The following is a 17,038-nucleotide window of genomic DNA, read 5'->3' as shown; positions in this document are numbered from 1 at the left end:
TGCAATAACGAATGGTCTCAGACAAGTTCTTTTCATGATTTTGTGTAGGTTATTTTATACTCCCCTGAGCCTAATTGCACAGAAGAACTTGTGGAATCGGCAGTACCATAAGCTTCCGGATTTTCATTATTGATACGCAAGGTTTTCTTCTCATCTTCGGTCAATGGCAGTATAGCAGTAGTATTGAACGGTACGCTCAGTTCCATTTCAAAACTAGTGCCGTTTATTTTCCATTTGTTTGTAATATCTCCATACGGGGTAGGAACAGAAACATCCGTACTTGTAATCTGACTGGGAAATTTCGGATTGACCACAAATTTTTTATACCCCGGATTTTCTTTGGAAGATTTAATTCCCCCTAAAGATTCATAAAAATAGGTGGCAAAACCCGTATGCATCGGGTGGTTTAATGAATTGGTCGGGCCCACCATTTCTTCCCAGATAAATTGACGTTCTGGCCAAGTGGTAAAGCCCGAATTCATCACATAGGTCTGACTCGGAAATTCGGGTGTTGTCAATATCTCATGGGCCAAATCGGCTTTTCCGTAGGCGGCAAGTACGGTGTAGATATAGCGATTGCCATGGATACCCGTAGCGTGGTGCCCTCCTTTTACTTCAACGATATTGTGGGCCAAACCATTGACCACATTTTCAATTTCGTTTTCAGGAACCAATCCAAACTGTAAGGCTTGTACCGTTGCCGTTTGACTTAAATACCATTTGTATTGAGTATTAGGAATGGGCCGTAAATATTCACTATTAAAGGCTTCTTTCAACGTCTCTTTTTCCGTCTTCATTTGGGCGACATAGTCAAGATCATCATTCATTTCAGCAAACTTTTCCATAATACCCAAAACATCGTAGAAATACGCGTTGGCCGAGATGATAGGGTCGGTCTCCATCGCGCTTGGGTTTTTTCTGCGATCCCATAAGGGCGGACACCAATCGCCCATACCGTCTTGCATTATGCCGTTTTCACCCTTGAAATTCAGGTAGAAATCCGTCAGGTTTTTCATTTCGTCATAGTACTCCATAATGATGGAATCATCACCATAATACACGTAATTGTACCATGGTAAATACATAGTAGCCACGCCCCAATCAATTTTTGCGTAGGTAGAGGTACGTTTGCCCGGAGCAATCATAGTAGGTACTTGAAATGAGATATCTGGGTCGTTGGTTCCTTTGGTCGGCCGCATTTGTGTACGGATGTCCTCCATATATTTTTTGTAGAAATCGTACATGTCATAATTGTACAGCGCATACTCGGCAAAAGCATGGGCATCACCCAACCAACCGCATTTTTCACGATGCGGGCAGTCTTCGGGTATACCATGAAGGTTGTCCTGAATCGTCCATTTGCTGATGATGTGCATTTTGTTGAACAGTTCTTCCGAAGAAGTAAAACTTCCTGTTTCTTCAACATCTGTCGCTACCAAGACCGCCTTTATCATTTCAGCATCGGGTTGTTTAGAAACTCCCTTTACCTTGGCGTATCGAAAACCATGGTAACTGAATTTGGGTTCCCAAGATTCGGATCCTTCACCCTTACAGATGTATTTATATATTTGGGGCATGCCATTGGCCCCACCGCCCGTTGACCCTTGAAAGATATCACTACCATCAGTAAGCAAAGCTTCGGTTGTTGTAATTTGTATCAATTGTCCCTCTTTTTCGGAAACGTTCAATTTTACCCATCCCGCTATGTTTTGGCCGAAATCAACAATCCATTCCCCATCAGCCCCTTTGAACACTTTTTGTGGTTCAAGTTCCTGTAATTTTTTAATCGGGGGAATTTGTTGTGCGCTGAGTTTGCCGACTACGGGCGTTACCTCTTTCGGATTCCCCCAAGTCGTATCCTCATATCCTACGTTGTTCCAGCCATTGATTTCGTAACTGGCGTCATAGGTGTCCCCACCGTAAATGTTGTTAAACACGATAGGGCCTGTGGATTCCTTCCACGTATTATCTGTATAAAAATCTTCTTTAGAACCATCGGTATAGGTGATTTTGACCGCTAGTTTTACTGTTGGTGGTCCGTAGGCCAAATCGCGTTCAGATTCCGGGTCGTTTTTCCAAGAAATGTTCTGCCCGTAAAAGCCATTGCCCATGATAATGCCTAAGGCATTTTCTCCTGATTCAATCGCTTCCGTAATATCATATTTCACGTAGTAGGCTTGTTTATCGTAATTGGAGGGTGCGGGATCCAACACCTGGTCTCCTACTTTTTCTCCATTTAGGTATAGTTCATAATAGCCCAAACCACAGATATAGGCTTCCGCATTTTTCACCTCTTTATTTAGATTGACTTCCTTTCTAAAATAACTGGCCGCAAAACCTTCTACGGGCGTTGGCTTATCCATTTTCCCCGTTTTATAATCCCGAAAACGATGTGGCGATGTTCTGTTGTCTTGGTTCAAGGTTATCCATTTGGCCGCTCCCCAATTGGCTTCGTTCATCAAGCCCATGGTAAACTGTTGCACTTCAGACCAATCCGAAGGCTTTCCGTTCTCATCCCAAATCTTGACTTTCCAATAATAAGTTTGCGTGGGTTGTAAGGTTGAACCTGCGTAATCCACAAAGGTGGATGATGCACTCTGCACTTTATTTGAATTCCAACTATCCACTTCGTTTTCATTCAATAGTTCCTCAGCGGTGGCCACCAAAATATGATAGGCCGTTTGCGAGCGATTGAACCCATCGGCATTGACCACCCATGAGAATTGCGGTTTTTCATTTTCGATGGCTATCGGATTCTCCTTGTAATCAGTGGTAGCTTTTACAAAAGTTAGGGAACTAATTTCTTGTTTGCTTTCACAGCCAGCCAACACCATCATAACCAAAAAGGTCAGAAGCATTTTATGGACAGGAATAGGTCTATTTTTTATTTGGTGAATCATTGGTTGTACGATATAATTTTGGAAAAGTTAATTGTTACTGGGCCAATTAATCCAGAAGGCATTAGCGGGTCATCTTTTTTATAAAATGGTGCCGTAGTAAAGGTGGTCCGTTCTCCCTTTGGCCTTGGCTCATTATTGGTATACCATGCGGGCATGGTTAAATTGGTTGCTCTATGTGGCCCTAATTGATATTCTCCATCATTGGCCGGATAACGTTCATCACCTATCAATCGATTGCTCCATTGATTGGTTATTAGTAGTTCTATGGTGTTCGTTCCTTCCTTTACGAATTTTGTAATATCCAACGTAAAAGGTGGCATCCACGAGACAGCTACATTTTGGCCATTAATGAGAACCTCAGCAACGATATAAACCGTACCCAAATCCAAGGAAATATTGGTGTTATGGCCCAATTGATTTTTAGACAGTTCAAATTGTTTTTGGTATCTGGCTGTACCGCTATAATAGTTGATGGAATCCAATGGATGTTTGCTCCAATCGATAAGGGAATCAAAGTGTACTGTGCCGCCATAACCACTTTTTTCTTCAAAAGTAACTTGCCAATTTTTGGAGATATCCACTGCAGGAGGTATTTCCGTCACCGAAAAATTCCAAGTATCGCCATTTGACAATGGTACTTCATAAAAGCCTGTTGCCGTGGTTCTAGCTCGTATTTGATTATCTTCCGATAAGTGCAACGAAAGATTTCCTTCAGAATCTTTAACTGAAACGATACCGTCTGTAGCTTCTCGAAACACCACGAAAACCGATTCACCAACCTCTAATGGAATATTGGTAACCGTATTTTCGTGGTTACTTTTAAATTGGGCCAATTTGGTCACCTCACCCGTCATAGGGTTCCATAATTCAGGAATTTTATCAACCACCCGAAAGGAAGCTTCAAAGGTTTTGGCAATACTATCCGCATTAAAAAAGAAATAAATATCCTCATTGTCCGTTTTTCGGTGCGCATAATCCACCGCCTCACCATTTAAAATATTCATGTCTGGGAGTAGCTTGGCCTTTTGCATCAGTTTTTGCCAATCTGTAGTTGCACCGATATAACTTATAAGCTCTGTAACTGTTTTATTAAAACTTGCTATATCCTCTTTTTCAGGATGATATCCGGATAATCTTTCCGGTTTTTCACCTACAATGGGTACGCCTGCCTTGGCAATTTCCAATAACCTTTTCAGCGTTTTTAAAGAGAGCGTTTCTGTATTTTTTAGTACCAGAATACGGTAGGTATTGCCTTCCGGAAGCTTTAGTTTATTCCCATCAATTTGTAATCGGTTCAATAATACATCGGTATTGACATTATCAAAATTGAGTTGCTTGGGAATAGCAGGTTTAAAATCGTTCCGATAATAGGATGAATTTGGAGTGCCCTCCCCAATATAGACCAGCATGTCAGCCACTGGAACTCCTTGACGTAACATATGGGAACCTCGTGCAATATAATTGAACCAGTCCTTTCCGGCATTCTTCCACCAAGTTTGGGTGCGGTCAAAGTGAAATCCCCAACGGTTCATGGTCATTCCCGGTTCGGCATGAATATTGGCCTGGTGCGCAAAACGATGGAACATAAACTCATTGATTCCATAAGTCCAAGCCAAATCACCAGACGTCTTTGCCATGGCCGGATGCCCTTTCCAATTGATTTGCGGTGTAGAGGTGAACGATTCCGCAGAAATCACAGGTTTACCGTAAATATGCGCTGAAGAGACTGCAGAGGCCGTTTGGGTAATAGGACGGCTCATCCAAAATTCTCCCATGGGAATATCAGTGACCCCACCTACGTCCAAATCGTTTAAAGGACCAAAACCATAGGGTTCAATATAACTTTGAATGCCATGGGCATTACAGAGTTCCGTAAAATATTGAAAGTAATTTTTGGTCATCAAATTGGTAATGACGTCCCTATAGTCATAAAGCACGGCTTCTGAAGCTGCTGCACTTTCCACAAAACGCCCAGCCACTAAAGGCAACATTTTGATAAGGTCATAACCCTTTTCGCTTTTAAAAATACTGTCTAAACCAACTGTCCAGTTCTGGCCTCCCATTTCATAACTGTCAATCTCAGCATACTGTAGTGCATTTGGGGCTAGTTCTTTTGTGTTTTCAACAACCTGCCCTAAAAAGGCATCATAGTGTTTTTTAAACGCGGGGCGACTCAACTTGTCGACTTCCAATCCGCGTCCTTCATCTGAGGCCGGATTGTTGAAGGCTCCCGTTGAGGTATATCCAAAACGAAGAATGGTCCAATCGCCTTCGGGGAGTTCTGTTTTTAAAACTCCATCGGCGTTCATAATCCCGCTTAAATCTTTGATGGCCCCCTTGTCAATAACCATAATTTCCTCAGGATGACCAATGGGTGCCAAGACATGGTCTTCCGTTCTGGCAATGGAAGTTCTACCCAGAGGATTATTAAGGTAGTAAGTGCTTGTCAATTCTACCTCCTTAAGCGTCGTTGTTTGGTTGAACTGCAAGCGAAAAATCTTTGAAGTAATGCCTTCAAAATGGTCGTTTATGGCCCATTCTCCTTTACCAGTGCGGACTTTGAACAACTCGCGTTCATCCTTAAAGGTGATGCCATCTTTACTGGTCTGCAGTATCGCAGTAGCCCTTCTATCATTGAAAACAGCTTTTACGGAACGAATGGTTTTATCCTGGTCATAATTGAATTGCAACCACGGATTGGCATTCTTTTGTTTGTGTAGTATGGATTCGGCATCCACCTTTCCATCGGTAATCAATCGAATATCCGTCGTTCTATCCGAAGCTTTTACGGTAGGACGGTTTTTGGCATCATCCAATTCGCCCTCCAAACTTGGGTAGGCGAGAACGGCGATATCCTTGTAAAAACCTTTTCGTTTTGTTGGGACGGACAATTGTATATCCACTTCACCTCCTGAAACTTGTGATTCACTCCAAACCACCATTTTCATAGACTCTTCTGGGGTAACCCATGGCCCACCACTTGACGACCAACCATCACAATTATGCACCCCAAAGCTCAACCCCAGTCGTTCCGCTTCCTTTGCGGCATGGGCTATCATTTCGTGATGTTCTTCAGAATCATAAATAATGGGTCCGTTCGGAATGCCCTGCGTAACATTGAACAGTAAAAAGCCACCTATACCAACTTCTGCCATAGCTTCTAAGTCTTTGGTTATACCATCTTTGGACATATTGCCACTCATGGCATGCATCCACGTTCTGGGCTGTGCTTCTTTTGGTGGGTTTTTAAATGCTAATTCTAAGTCTTGATTAGACATGTTGCCTCCAACACATGAAATTAAAAGAAAAAAAAATAAATACCTTATACCAAAAACAGGGTTTTTCATAAAACAACTGAAAGTGAACCAATGTACTTTAAGGTGTATTAAATTGTATCCTGTACTGTTTGGCAAGGTGATATAGTTTTAGCATTAAAAAATTGATTATCTGAATTTTACAGCGTATCATTCTATAATTTTTTTAGAATAAATATAATGGCTCTAGTTTCGTTACTAAATCTATCTACTTTTGTTTAGATGAACGTTTTAGCCATATGGATTTTTTAAAAAGAATATTTAATCGATATAGAAGATTTAAATTAAGTAAGACACCGCAACAAAATCTATTTTATGGCTTTCTTACCTATGTAGTTGCTGGAACTTTATTACTTTCATTACCGTGGTTACAAAAAGAAAGCGCTCCATTTATTGACCACTTGTTTATCGCTACATCAGCAGTTTCAACTACAGGTTTGGTTACGGTAAGTGTTTTTGATACTTATAATCTATTTGGGCAATTTGTGGTTATGATTCTATTTCAACTTGGTGGTATTGGCTACTTAACATTCACCACATTTATGCTTTTATCCACCACAAGAAAAATTACCCATTGGCACCAGAGATTATTAAAAACAGAATTTACTTTACCTATTACTATAAAAATCAATGATTTTTTAAAATCCGTAATACTATTCACAACTATTATGGAATTAGTAGGAGCCATTCTTTTCTTTATCGCTTTTAAAATTGAAGGTATGGAAACAGGGACAGCTTTGTGGAATGCTATTTTTCATAGCATTAGTGCATTTTGTACTGCGGGTTTTAGTTTATTTAATACTGGATTTACGGCTTATATAGACAATGGCCTTGTTAACTTTATTATAGCGTTTTTAGCCATTGCCGGGTCTTTAGGCTTTATTGTGGTTACAGATTTTACCTTGTTATTGAGAAAGAAAGAACATAAGCTAAGTTTTACTACCAAAATTATTATCTACGGCTTCATAGTTCTTTTAGGTTTAGGATATCTGTTCTTTTACTTTTATGAGCCTAGTATTCAAATCCTAGAAGGTTCATCTAAAGGCTATGCAGCTTTTTTTCAAGCTATGACCGCAATGACTACTGTGGGTTTTAATACCGTAAATTTTGGTGCATTTAATCTCTCTATGTTGGTAGTTACCGTTTTTTTAATGTATATCGGTGCGTCTCCTTCTGGTACCGCAGGAGGTATGAAGATAACAACATTAACTGCCGTATTAGCAATTATTAAAAGCAGATTAAGAGGGAGTGATAAAATTACTTTTTTGGGCAGAGTAATTCCATTTGAGCGACTTTACATAGCAACATCTTCTTTTATATTTTATACTATTTTGGTCTTTTTAGGAACCTTTATATTGACATTTTCTGAATCTTTTGCTTTAGAAGATATTATTTTTGAAGTAGCCTCTGCTCTCGGAACTGTTGGATTAAGTACAGGAGTAACTGTAGACTTAACAAACATCGGTAAAGTAACCATCATAGTGCTGATGTTTATTGGCAGACTTGGTGTACTCACTTTTGGTTTGGCCATTTGGATGAAGTCTAAAAATAATGAGGAGAAGCACATTCTTGAGGGTGATATTGCCGTGTAGATAAGTTCTTTTTTTAATCAATAAATAATTCGTCTATGTAAGGAGCGCTCTCTCCTATTGTCTCTAATTTAATAGTGTTGGCTCCTGATTTTAAAGTAATTATAGTAGGTGAAAACTTCCATTCTTTGTCCCAGCCTCCAGTAGGTTTAAATTCAATTTTCCTTACAAATTCGTCATTAACATACAATTTCATAGGATGTAACTTTTCCTCATTATTGTGCATATACCTAAAACGAATGCTGTAATCTCCAGGTTCTCCATCATTTTCTTGGTACCAAGTTATTGAACCTTCTCCTTTTTTAAAATCTACAAAACCTGATCCTTTAAAACGATGTGCATTCCTACTTGGAACAGCGGCTCCTGTCAAAATACCATCTTCGGCGGCAATGTTTATACCTCTACCAATCCACATATCAGCAGAGTGTTCATCTCCCCAAAACAAGCCCTCGTTTTTTCCAAAACTTTCTTCCATATTCAAAATAATTTCACCTTTCTGGATAACAACTGCTCTAACAGTTGTAATCTTAGTCTCATTTTTTATTTCAAAGGGAAAGGTGTAAGGTATACCATCTGTTACGGGATTTTTACCATTTAGGGTATATAAAATCTTAAAGTCTGCTGGCTTTTGTTTACCTGATGTGCTAAGTGTTTGTACATCTATGGATATCCTATTAGAAGTGTATAAAGCCTTATCACCCAAAATAGCACCTGTTGTTATAGCTATTTCTCGTGTTTTTTGAACTTCTTTTAAAAACAATCTAGTTTTACCAAAAAACATACTTCTAAAGTTAGCTTTTGTTCTACTAGTAGGGTCAATAGGATTTCCATTTTCCATGGATATTTTTTGAATATCACCAGCTATGTGATAATACACTCTATTTTCGGCATAAGGAAAAAGTTTTACGTATTTGTCTACGCCTTCTGAAGTTAATATATAACTAGCCAAAAAACCATCTTCTGCCTTTAATTTATTAAGGGTATTCTTCAGTCTAACAGGTTGCTTCGCTGTGGAAAATGAAGTTCGATTAACTTCCTTACCATCAATATAACCAACAGCTTCTATAGTGCCATCTTCATAGGGCACTATCCACTCACATTGCATTTCTTTCCAGATGGTTCCGGGTGAATCTTTACCCAAGGATTTTCCATTTAGAAAAAGTTCCACTTCATCTGTGTTAGAATAAACCCAAACCGGAATTTTTGTTCCTTTTTTCATTCTAGGATGTGTCCAATGTGGTAACATGTGTATCATGGGCTCCTTAGTCCATTGGCTTCGATAAAAATGATATAGGTCTTTTTTAAAACCTGCAACATCAATGGCACCACCCATAAAGAGGTTGAATGGTAGTCCGCCATGAACCAGTCCAGCCTCGCCGTAGTAATCAAAACCTGTCCATCTAAAATGACCGCTGTGCCAGGGGGTATCTCGCATAACCTCCCAATATTTTCTTGCAGAAACCCGCACCGTGGCATTATCATAGGAGGAATTGAAGCGCTGTTTTCTGTTTTTCCAATCCTTTGGATTTAAACCTTCATAAAAGAAAATTTCCTTTTCTGTAAGATTGGGGAGTTCATAGGTTCCTGGCAACTCATTATCTCTCCACCACGTTTGTGTTCTATAATACCCTCTAGTTTGCCAGGTATGAGGAGCTTCTGTAGAAATAAATGGTTTGTCTAAGATTTTACTTTCAATAAAAGATTTGGTCTCAGAACCACCGTTTACACCTTGTATGTCCATGTCTTCCGGATTACCGGCCCCCGAGGTAAACAGTCTTGTTGAATCCAGTGATTTACCAAATTTTACAAGCTGAGCAGCAATATCGCTATGGGTTTCATTGCCTAAACTCCATACAAAAATACTGGGGTGGTTCTGGTCTCGGGTAATCCATTCCGTCACATCACGCTGCCACCATTCATTAAAGGCTTGTTTACCGTAGTCTTCCGGGGCTTTTTTATGCCATCCATCAAAAATTTCATCTATCACTAAAAGGCCAATTTCATCACAAATGTCATAGAACATTGGAGGTGTAGGATTGTGCGATGGGCGTATGGCATTGATGCCCATATCTTTCAACAACTGCAATTTCCAACGTAACATTGGCTTGGTCCAAGCGCCACCTACCGGGCCGCCTTCCCAATGTTCACAAACTCCCTTTAGCTTTATGTTTTCACCATTGAGCCAAAAGCCACTCTCAGTTTTCCATTCCACAGTTCTAAAACCAAATTTGGTGATTTTTTCATCAAGCAAGTTTCCGTTTCTCCTTATTCTGCTAATCAGTGTGTAAAGTGTGGGTGTTTCCGGACTCCATAATTTTGGTTTGGCGACCGTCATTTCACTTAGAACAGATTCTTGACCGAAGGATATTACTTCAATGCCGCTGGCCACTTCGCTTCCATCAGGTGATTGTATAGTTTGTTCCACCTGGATTTCTTGAGTAACGTTTGTTAAGGATAAATCTACCAAGACGGAACCTGAGGCCATATCAATTTTAGGAGTGGTAACAAAAATTCCATTAGGACTTATATGGGTTGGATTCACTTCTATAAGGCGAACTGGTGCATAAATCCCACAAGGATGATACCAACGGGCCGAAGGTTCTAAACTATTGTCCACCCTTACCGCAACTGTATTTTTACCTTGTTTTAAATGTTTGGAAATGTCATATCGAAAACTGATATATCCATAGGGTCGTTTACCCAAATAATGGCTGTTTATCCACACCTCACTATTCATATATACCCCATCAAATTCAATATAAACAGTATTGTTTAAGGTCTGTTCCTCTATGTTGAATGTTTTCCGATACCAACCTATACCGCCATCATGGTAACCACCACCTTGGCCCTGGTCACCACCTTTACGAACGCCTTTTTCAAAAGACCAGTCATGGGGAATATTCAATTCATCCCACGATGAATCATCCAATAATAAAGTAGAAAATTCAGAATCATCCTCTAAAACAAACTTCCAGTCTTTATTGAAATTGATTTCGGTTCGTTGGGAATAAGTGGTACAAATGAGAAGACATCCCACCAAAAACATCCAAAACTTAATTCGCATAATGTAAAAATTAAAGCGTTCATCACAAGAACCAAACTTATGGAAGCACATGCTTCTATTTATCCTGTAGTGTGATGGGAGGATGAATTCCTAGTACTAAAAACCGGTTTCTGTATTCTTGAAAGCTCTAAACCTAATTCCGTTTCAGTATGGTACAGGACACGTCAAGATTGAAATTAGAATATTTTAGTTTTCTAATTTCTGTTTACCATGCGATTTTTTAAGTCAAGAATTATTGATATATCGTCGGTTTTAGCACTAGTAAATATTTCCCTGATTTCTTGCGGTACCGAAGAAGAAATTACATCTGAAGATATCATTGTCGAAGACACTCCTACAATTGAAGTAGCTGAAATCGTGGATGAAGAAACGGGCCCGATAGTTGCCTGTACCCAAGAAGGCACCAATCCAGAACGAGCAACAGACATAGCTAATCCGGCTAATGTAGGTGCCATCGATGATAGAAGTTGTTATGCTAATTATAAAGAAATAACAATTGATGGCACGGTGTGGGGCATTTATAATATTACCACCGGGTCTAACCATATGGATGCCCCAAATACCTTACAGCCTAGAATTGAACGTTCTTTATCAAGATCCCAGACCACAGGTGTGGGTAGTTTTGCCAAGTTTACCGGTACCGTGCGCATACTCGAAGTTGGTAAAACCGATAATGATGGTAGTGATGGCACCTACATCATGCAAGCAAAAGGAAAGCATACGGGTGGCGGTGGACCCAATGACCCTGCCATTTGTCTCTATTTAGCAAAACCGGTTTATGGTGATGATGGCAATGGAAATCAAGTACAACAATCGTTTGATATTTTTAGGGAACAAATCAACTTCAGGGGTGGTTCAGGAGCTGACGGCCGAGATATTGTCTTCCTAACCAATATTGAGAAAAATGTACCTATCGAAATTGAATTGGAAGTTGGTTTTGCTGAGGACCCAATTGATGCTACTAAAAAAATACATTATGCCAATGCCGTTATTGGTGGAGTTGCCTATGATTGGAACATTCCAGAACCTGATCGCGGCACCCAGTCTGGAATTAGATATGGGGCTTATCGTGTCAAAGGTGGCCGCGCCCAGATTCGATGGGCGAATACTACCTATGAAAAAGCAGAAAATGATTAAATTCCATTATTCTTGGAATATCCGCTTTTAACCTAACCCAATTCTAAAAAAGTACAAATGACCCGAACTATTCAAGCGAAAGAAATGCGTGCTGAGCTGCTTACACTTTTTCGAAAACACGGTTTTGCGGAAGAAAAGGCAAAACTCTTGGCCCAAGTACATACAGAAAATACCCTTCACGGGGTAAATTCTCACGGTATTAATCGGGTGCCTTTTTTTATTGAACAGTTGCAACTTGGTCTTGTCGTCAAAGATGCTGAGGCTGAAAAGATTGAGAGCTTTGGTAATCTAGAACGCTGGGATGGTAATTTAGGCCCTGGCGTAATCAACGCTGTGAAATGCACCAACCGGGCCATTGCAATGGCCAAAGAAAACGGTATGGGACTGGTGGCTTTGCGCAATACCAACCATTGGATGCGCGCCGGATATTATGGTTGGATGGCAGCGGAACACAGTTGTATCGGCATCTTGTTTACCAATACCGAACCCAACATGCCTGCATGGGGCGGTAAAGAGGCACGATTGGGAAACAACCCCTTGGTTATTGCCCTACCCAGAAAAAAAGGCCATGTGGTTTTGGATATGGCCATGACCCAATTCTCTTTTGGTAAAATCAATCAGTATAAATTAAGTGGAGAACAATTGCCCTACGATGGGGGATTTGACGAGGACGGAAAACTTACGAAAAATCCGCAGGATATTTTGCAAACTAAAAGTGGACTGCCCATTGGCTATTGGAAGGGGTCGGCACTTTCCATGGTTTTGGATATGTTGGCAACGCTGTTGTCGGCTGGAAAATCAACCTATAAATTAGGTTTGGAGCCGCACGAATATGGGGTGTCACAAATTTTTCTCTGTATTGATTCATCAACCTTTCAAGATGGTGACCTTCAAGAAAAACTTATGGAAGAAATTATTTCATATACCAAGGAAGTTACCCCAACACGATTAGATGGAAAAACATACTATCCCGGTGAAAAATCACTTGCTAATAAAATCTATAATCAAAAAAATGGAATGAAGGTAAGCGAAGAAATTTGGAATAAAGTAATCAACTTATAAAAAGACAAAAGTTAAGGCCATGAAAAACAGCAGAAGAGACGCCCTTCGTAAACTAGCCGCGGTACCTGCACTTGCTGCTACTCCAGCCCTATTGAGCGCCACAGCTACTAAAACGGTAAAGCCAAATCCAATGCTAAAACGCGTGCAATATAGCGTTAACGCATATTCGTTCAATGAAGAATTCAAAAGTGGAGAGATGGACTTGTTCGATATGATGGAGTTTGCTTCGGATATCGGCCTGAATGCAGTTGATTTGACCTCCTATTATTTTTCGTCCTATCCTAATCTTCCTGCTAAATCGGAGATTTTTGCTTTAAAAAAACGGGCATTGGAGCTCGGTTTGAATATCTCATGGACTGGCGTTAGAAATAACTTTGTAACGGCAGATGTGGAGGCCCGAAAAAGGGACCGTAAAATGATCAAAGATTGGCTGCACATATCTTCTGCGATAGGATCATCCATTTTACGGATTTTCACGGGGCGAAACATTCCTGAGGGCTATACCAAAGAAGAGGTCAAAACATGGCTGGTGGAAGAATATAAATTATGCGCACAATACAGTGCCCAGGCAGGTGTTATCGCGGCCTTGCAGAACCATAATGAGTTTTTGTTTACGGCCGATGAAGTTATTGATATCCTAAAGCGAGTTGACTCGGAATGGTTCGGACTTATTTTGGATATTTCCGGTTTGCGTACCACAGACGACCCCTATGCCGAGGCAGAAAAATTGGCGCCGTATGCCAATTATTGGTTTATCAAAGAGCATATCTACCATAATCAAGAGAAAAAACCAACCGATATGGCCAAGATGGCGGCAATGATTAAAAAACAGGGATTTCAAGGTTATGTTTCCTTTGAGAGCCTATCGGATGGTGACCCTAAAGCGATTATTAAAGCAATGGTTGATGCGTTTAAACGGGAGTTTCATAAAGGGTAGTTTGAAAAGCTTTGGTCTCGCAATCCACCCAATTTAGTAGATTTGACGTTCTTTGAACCCAAATGTACCACTTCGGTCTTCTGGTCCTTTTGTGAATATCTTTCACCCTATGGATAATTAACACTGTCCAACAAACCTAAATATAACTTAATGCAATATTCTGGCTGTAGAGTGCTTAATTCCTCAAGTTAAAAAGCAAACGTAGATAATTTCTAAGATGCTGTTAATTTAAATAAATTAAAAATTCAAAACCTAGTATACTTTTACATTAAATTCCACTGGATAGCTCCATAGTTTCAAAATCAAGCAAAAGTATCGTTCCCTGTTATCTTAATTATGTGACTGGTTCTTACTATGAATCAATTACCATAGGTATGACAACAGGTTTACAAAGTTATCTTAATTATGTGACCGGTTCTTACTATGAATCAATTACCACAGGTATGTCAATAGGTTTACAAATTCTAGCTAACATTGTAAATTTCAGGTAATGATTCGAGTGCAATGTATCAACCAATAGCGTTTATCAGCAATACCAATCCTTTGATATGTAATCTTATTTAAATGAACAACGGCTGTTGTTTTACAGTGGATATAAATTGGATGTTGCAATTCGTTATCAATAAATATGTCGTTAAAAGATAAAAAGGGTCAGATTATCGGTCTTCGATTCAATTACAGGGGTTAATCGTTTAAATTTAACGAAAATTTAGACTTTCTATGAAACAGAATTATTCTACTGTAAAAATATTTACACCAGTTATTTTAATTTTCTTTTATTGCTCAACTCTTTTCTCACAGAGTTCAAACGAGGTAGGAGCATGGAGTGATCCTATTCCTTTTGGTCTGGTACCGGTTGCCGTGGCCAATCTGCCTGACGGTAAGTTAATTACCTGGTCCTCTAAGTTTAGGGGTAATTTTGGTGGGGGCGATGGGTTTACCTACTATGAACTTTTTGATCCTTTTGAGGGTGAAAGTGGTGAAGCTTTGGGCTTTAAGCAGACAACCACTAACCACGATATGTTCTGTCCCGGAATCAATAATCTGCCAGATGGCCGTCTCTTGGTTGCTGGTGGTTCATCCAATCCTAAAACGACTATTTACGACTACGAAACTGATTCGTGGTTATCTGCTGAAAATATGAACGTGGGGAGAGGTTATCAGGGCAATGTGACCCTAGCTGATGGAAGTGCATTTACCATTGGTGGTTCGTGGAGCGGTGGCCTAGGTGGTAAAATAGCCGAGGTATGGACACCCGATTCAGGTTGGCGTAATTTACCAGGAATACCCGGTGATGTCACGTTCAACCAAAATGATTCCAATTTAGAACCTGAAGGGGTTTTTCGATTGGATAATCATGTGTGGCTATGGCCAGCACCAAATGGAAAACTATTTCATGCGGGCCCAGGTGAGGATATGCACTGGTTGGACACATCAGGTTCCGGATCATTTGAATTTGCCGGTAAAAGGGCTGACGACACCTATTCCATGAAAGGCACTACGGTCATGTTCGATGTGGGTAAGCTCTTGAAAGTCGGCGGTTCTGAAACTTACGCTGGTAGGTCACCCGCTAAAGATAATAGCTTTGTGATAGACATCAACGATGAAAACAATGTGACGGTCTTGCCTACCGAAAACAACTTAAGTTTTTCGCGAACGATGCATAACAGCACCGTATTGCCCAATGGCGAAGTATTGGTTACGGGAGGGCTCAGTAGTGCCTTTACTTTTTCAGATCAGGGGGCGAGATTGACCGCCGAGATTTACAATCCCGAAACTAACCGCTGGCGTAATGTCGCCGGCATGCAAGTGCCCCGAACCTACCATAGTGTAGCCATCTTACAGACCGATGCTCGCGTTTTCGTTGGTGGAGGGGGTTTGTGCGGTGGATGTAGTGTTAACCATATGGATGCTGAAATCTATAGTCCACCTTATTTGTTTGATATAGACGGTGACTTAGCGGTACGACCAACTTTAAATGCTCCGGAGACGGCTCCTTTTAACAGTACGATTTCGGCAACAGGTTCTGAAAATATAACCCAGTTTGCATTTATTAGAATGTCTTCCGCAACCCACAGTACCAATAACGAACAGAGAAGAATCCCTACTTCGTTTACCAGGAATGGTGATCAATATCGGATAGCGGTTCCAGGATCCAATTTACTTCCGCCAGGATACTATATGTTGTTTGGCTTAGATAATCAAGGCGTGCCAAGTATAGCGGAGGTTTTACGGATAGATACTGTTGGAAACCTTCAAAACACCGACGCGCCTAAAGCGAATATTGCTTTAAACAAACCCACCGTGCAGTCTTCTACAGATTTTGACGGGCCCTCGTCCAGGGCCGTAGATGGTAATTTGTCAGGCAACAAAAGAGGTCAGAATTCGGTAACGCATACAGGTTTTGATACTAATCCCTGGTGGCGCGTAGACCTTGGTGATACCTATGATATTTCCGATATTGGAGTATTCAATAGAACGGACTGTTGTTCCGGGCGTTTGCAGGGTGCGAAACTTTACGTGGGAAATAGCGAAAGCAATGATCCAAACGATTTTACAGAGGTAGCTACGTTGACCGGTAGTGGAAATTTGCAAAATTTTAATAACCTCGATGTCAGCGGGCGTTATGTGATGGTTCGTCACGTACGGCAAGAGTTCCTGAGTTTGGCCGAGGTGCAGGTGTTCGGAGAGTTAAGCACCGACGCGCCTAAAGCGAATATTGCTTTAAACAAACCCACGGTGCAGTCTTCTACAGATTTTGACGGGCCCTCGTCCAGGGCCGTAGATGGTAATTTGTCAGGCAACAAAAGAGGTCAGAATTCGGTAACGCATACAGGTTTTGATACTAATCCCTGGTGGCGCGTAGACCTTGGTGATACCTATGATATTTCCGATATTGGAGTATTCAATAGAACGGACTGTTGTTCCGGGCGTTTGCAGGGTGCGAAACTTTACGTGGGAAATAGCGAAAGCAATGATCCAAACGATTTTACAGAGGTAGCTACGTTGACCGGTAGTGGAAATTTGCAAAATTT

8 protein-coding genes and 1 pseudogene are annotated in these 17,038 nt (G+C 40.6%); 6 read left to right on the top strand and 3 right to left on the bottom strand.

The window, feature by feature from the left end; all coding sequences use genetic code 11:
* Positions 1-32: 32 nt before the first annotated feature.
* Both H5V42_RS08450 and H5V42_RS08445 read right to left on the bottom strand, forming a co-directional pair.
* Positions 33-2,900: an alpha-L-rhamnosidase gene (locus H5V42_RS08450; protein ID WP_229665670.1), complete on the bottom strand. Its 2,868-nt coding sequence runs from the start codon at positions 2,898-2,900 to the stop codon at positions 33-35.
* Positions 2,897-6,178 carry a glycosyl hydrolase gene (locus tag H5V42_RS08445; protein ID WP_185782723.1) on the bottom strand — a complete coding sequence of 1,094 codons (3,282 nt, stop codon included), beginning with the start codon at positions 6,176-6,178 and terminating at the stop codon, positions 2,897-2,899. The genes H5V42_RS08450 and H5V42_RS08445 overlap by 4 nt, the downstream gene beginning before the upstream one ends.
* Before the next feature lie 275 nt (positions 6,179-6,453).
* Between H5V42_RS08445 and H5V42_RS08440 the strand changes: the two genes are divergently transcribed.
* Positions 6,454-7,806 (top strand): TrkH family potassium uptake protein, encoded by a 1,353-nt coding sequence (locus tag H5V42_RS08440; protein ID WP_185782722.1) that lies wholly within the window; start codon positions 6,454-6,456, stop codon positions 7,804-7,806.
* Positions 7,807-7,819: 13 nt separating this feature from the next.
* On the opposite strand, the gene H5V42_RS08435 is transcribed toward H5V42_RS08440, so the two are convergent.
* Complete coding sequence (locus tag H5V42_RS08435) at positions 7,820-10,918, bottom strand: glycoside hydrolase family 2 TIM barrel-domain containing protein (protein ID WP_241731867.1); 3,099 nt, start codon at positions 10,916-10,918, stop codon at positions 7,820-7,822.
* A 159-nt stretch (positions 10,919-11,077) separates the two neighbouring features.
* Between H5V42_RS08435 and H5V42_RS08430 the strand changes: the two genes are divergently transcribed.
* The 5 genes and pseudogenes from H5V42_RS08430 to H5V42_RS15215 form a co-directional block, all read left to right on the top strand.
* Complete coding sequence (locus H5V42_RS08430; RefSeq protein WP_185782721.1) at positions 11,078-12,004, top strand: hypothetical protein; 927 nt, start codon at positions 11,078-11,080, stop codon at positions 12,002-12,004.
* Positions 12,005-12,061: 57 nt separating this feature from the next.
* Complete coding sequence (gene yiaK, locus H5V42_RS08425; protein WP_185782720.1) at positions 12,062-13,066, top strand: 3-dehydro-L-gulonate 2-dehydrogenase; 1,005 nt, start codon at positions 12,062-12,064, stop codon at positions 13,064-13,066.
* Positions 13,067-13,085: 19 nt separating this feature from the next.
* The gene (locus tag H5V42_RS08420; RefSeq protein WP_185782719.1) at positions 13,086-14,003 is read left to right on the top strand and encodes a sugar phosphate isomerase/epimerase family protein; all 918 of its coding nucleotides are present in this window, start codon (positions 13,086-13,088) and stop codon (positions 14,001-14,003) included.
* 720 nt (positions 14,004-14,723) lie between these two features.
* A pseudogene (locus H5V42_RS15380) lies at positions 14,724-15,761 on the top strand (hypothetical protein); the annotation flags it as partial.
* Between the two features lie 45 nt (positions 15,762-15,806).
* On the top strand, positions 15,807-17,038 hold a 1,232-nt coding region (locus H5V42_RS15215; RefSeq protein ID WP_241731866.1), incomplete at its 3' end, for a galactose-binding domain-containing protein.

The sequence above is a fragment of the Croceivirga lutea genome, from assembly GCF_014235875.1.
GTDB classification, from domain to species: Bacteria; Bacteroidota; Bacteroidia; order Flavobacteriales; family Flavobacteriaceae; genus Croceivirga; species Croceivirga lutea.
The sequence above is the reverse complement of the archived record's forward strand: the minus strand, read 5'-3'. Positions and strand labels throughout refer to the sequence as shown.

Bases quoted from the DNA above. Each gene is read 5' to 3' on its own strand.
- yiaK (WP_185782720.1), top strand. From the start codon at position 12,062: ATGACCCGAACTATTCAAGCGAAAGAAATGCGTGCTGAGCTGCTTACA.
- H5V42_RS08435 (WP_241731867.1), bottom strand. From the start codon at position 10,918: ATGTGCTTCCATAAGTTTGGTTCTTGTGATGAACGCTTTAATTTTTAC.
- H5V42_RS08445 (WP_185782723.1), bottom strand. From the start codon at position 6,178: ATGTCTAATCAAGACTTAGAATTAGCATTTAAAAACCCACCAAAAGAA.
- H5V42_RS08430 (WP_185782721.1), top strand. From the start codon at position 11,078: ATGCGATTTTTTAAGTCAAGAATTATTGATATATCGTCGGTTTTAGCA.
- H5V42_RS08440 (WP_185782722.1), top strand. From the start codon at position 6,454: ATGGATTTTTTAAAAAGAATATTTAATCGATATAGAAGATTTAAATTA.
- H5V42_RS08450 (WP_229665670.1), bottom strand. From the start codon at position 2,900: ATGATTCACCAAATAAAAAATAGACCTATTCCTGTCCATAAAATGCTT.
- H5V42_RS08420 (WP_185782719.1), top strand. From the start codon at position 13,086: ATGAAAAACAGCAGAAGAGACGCCCTTCGTAAACTAGCCGCGGTACCT.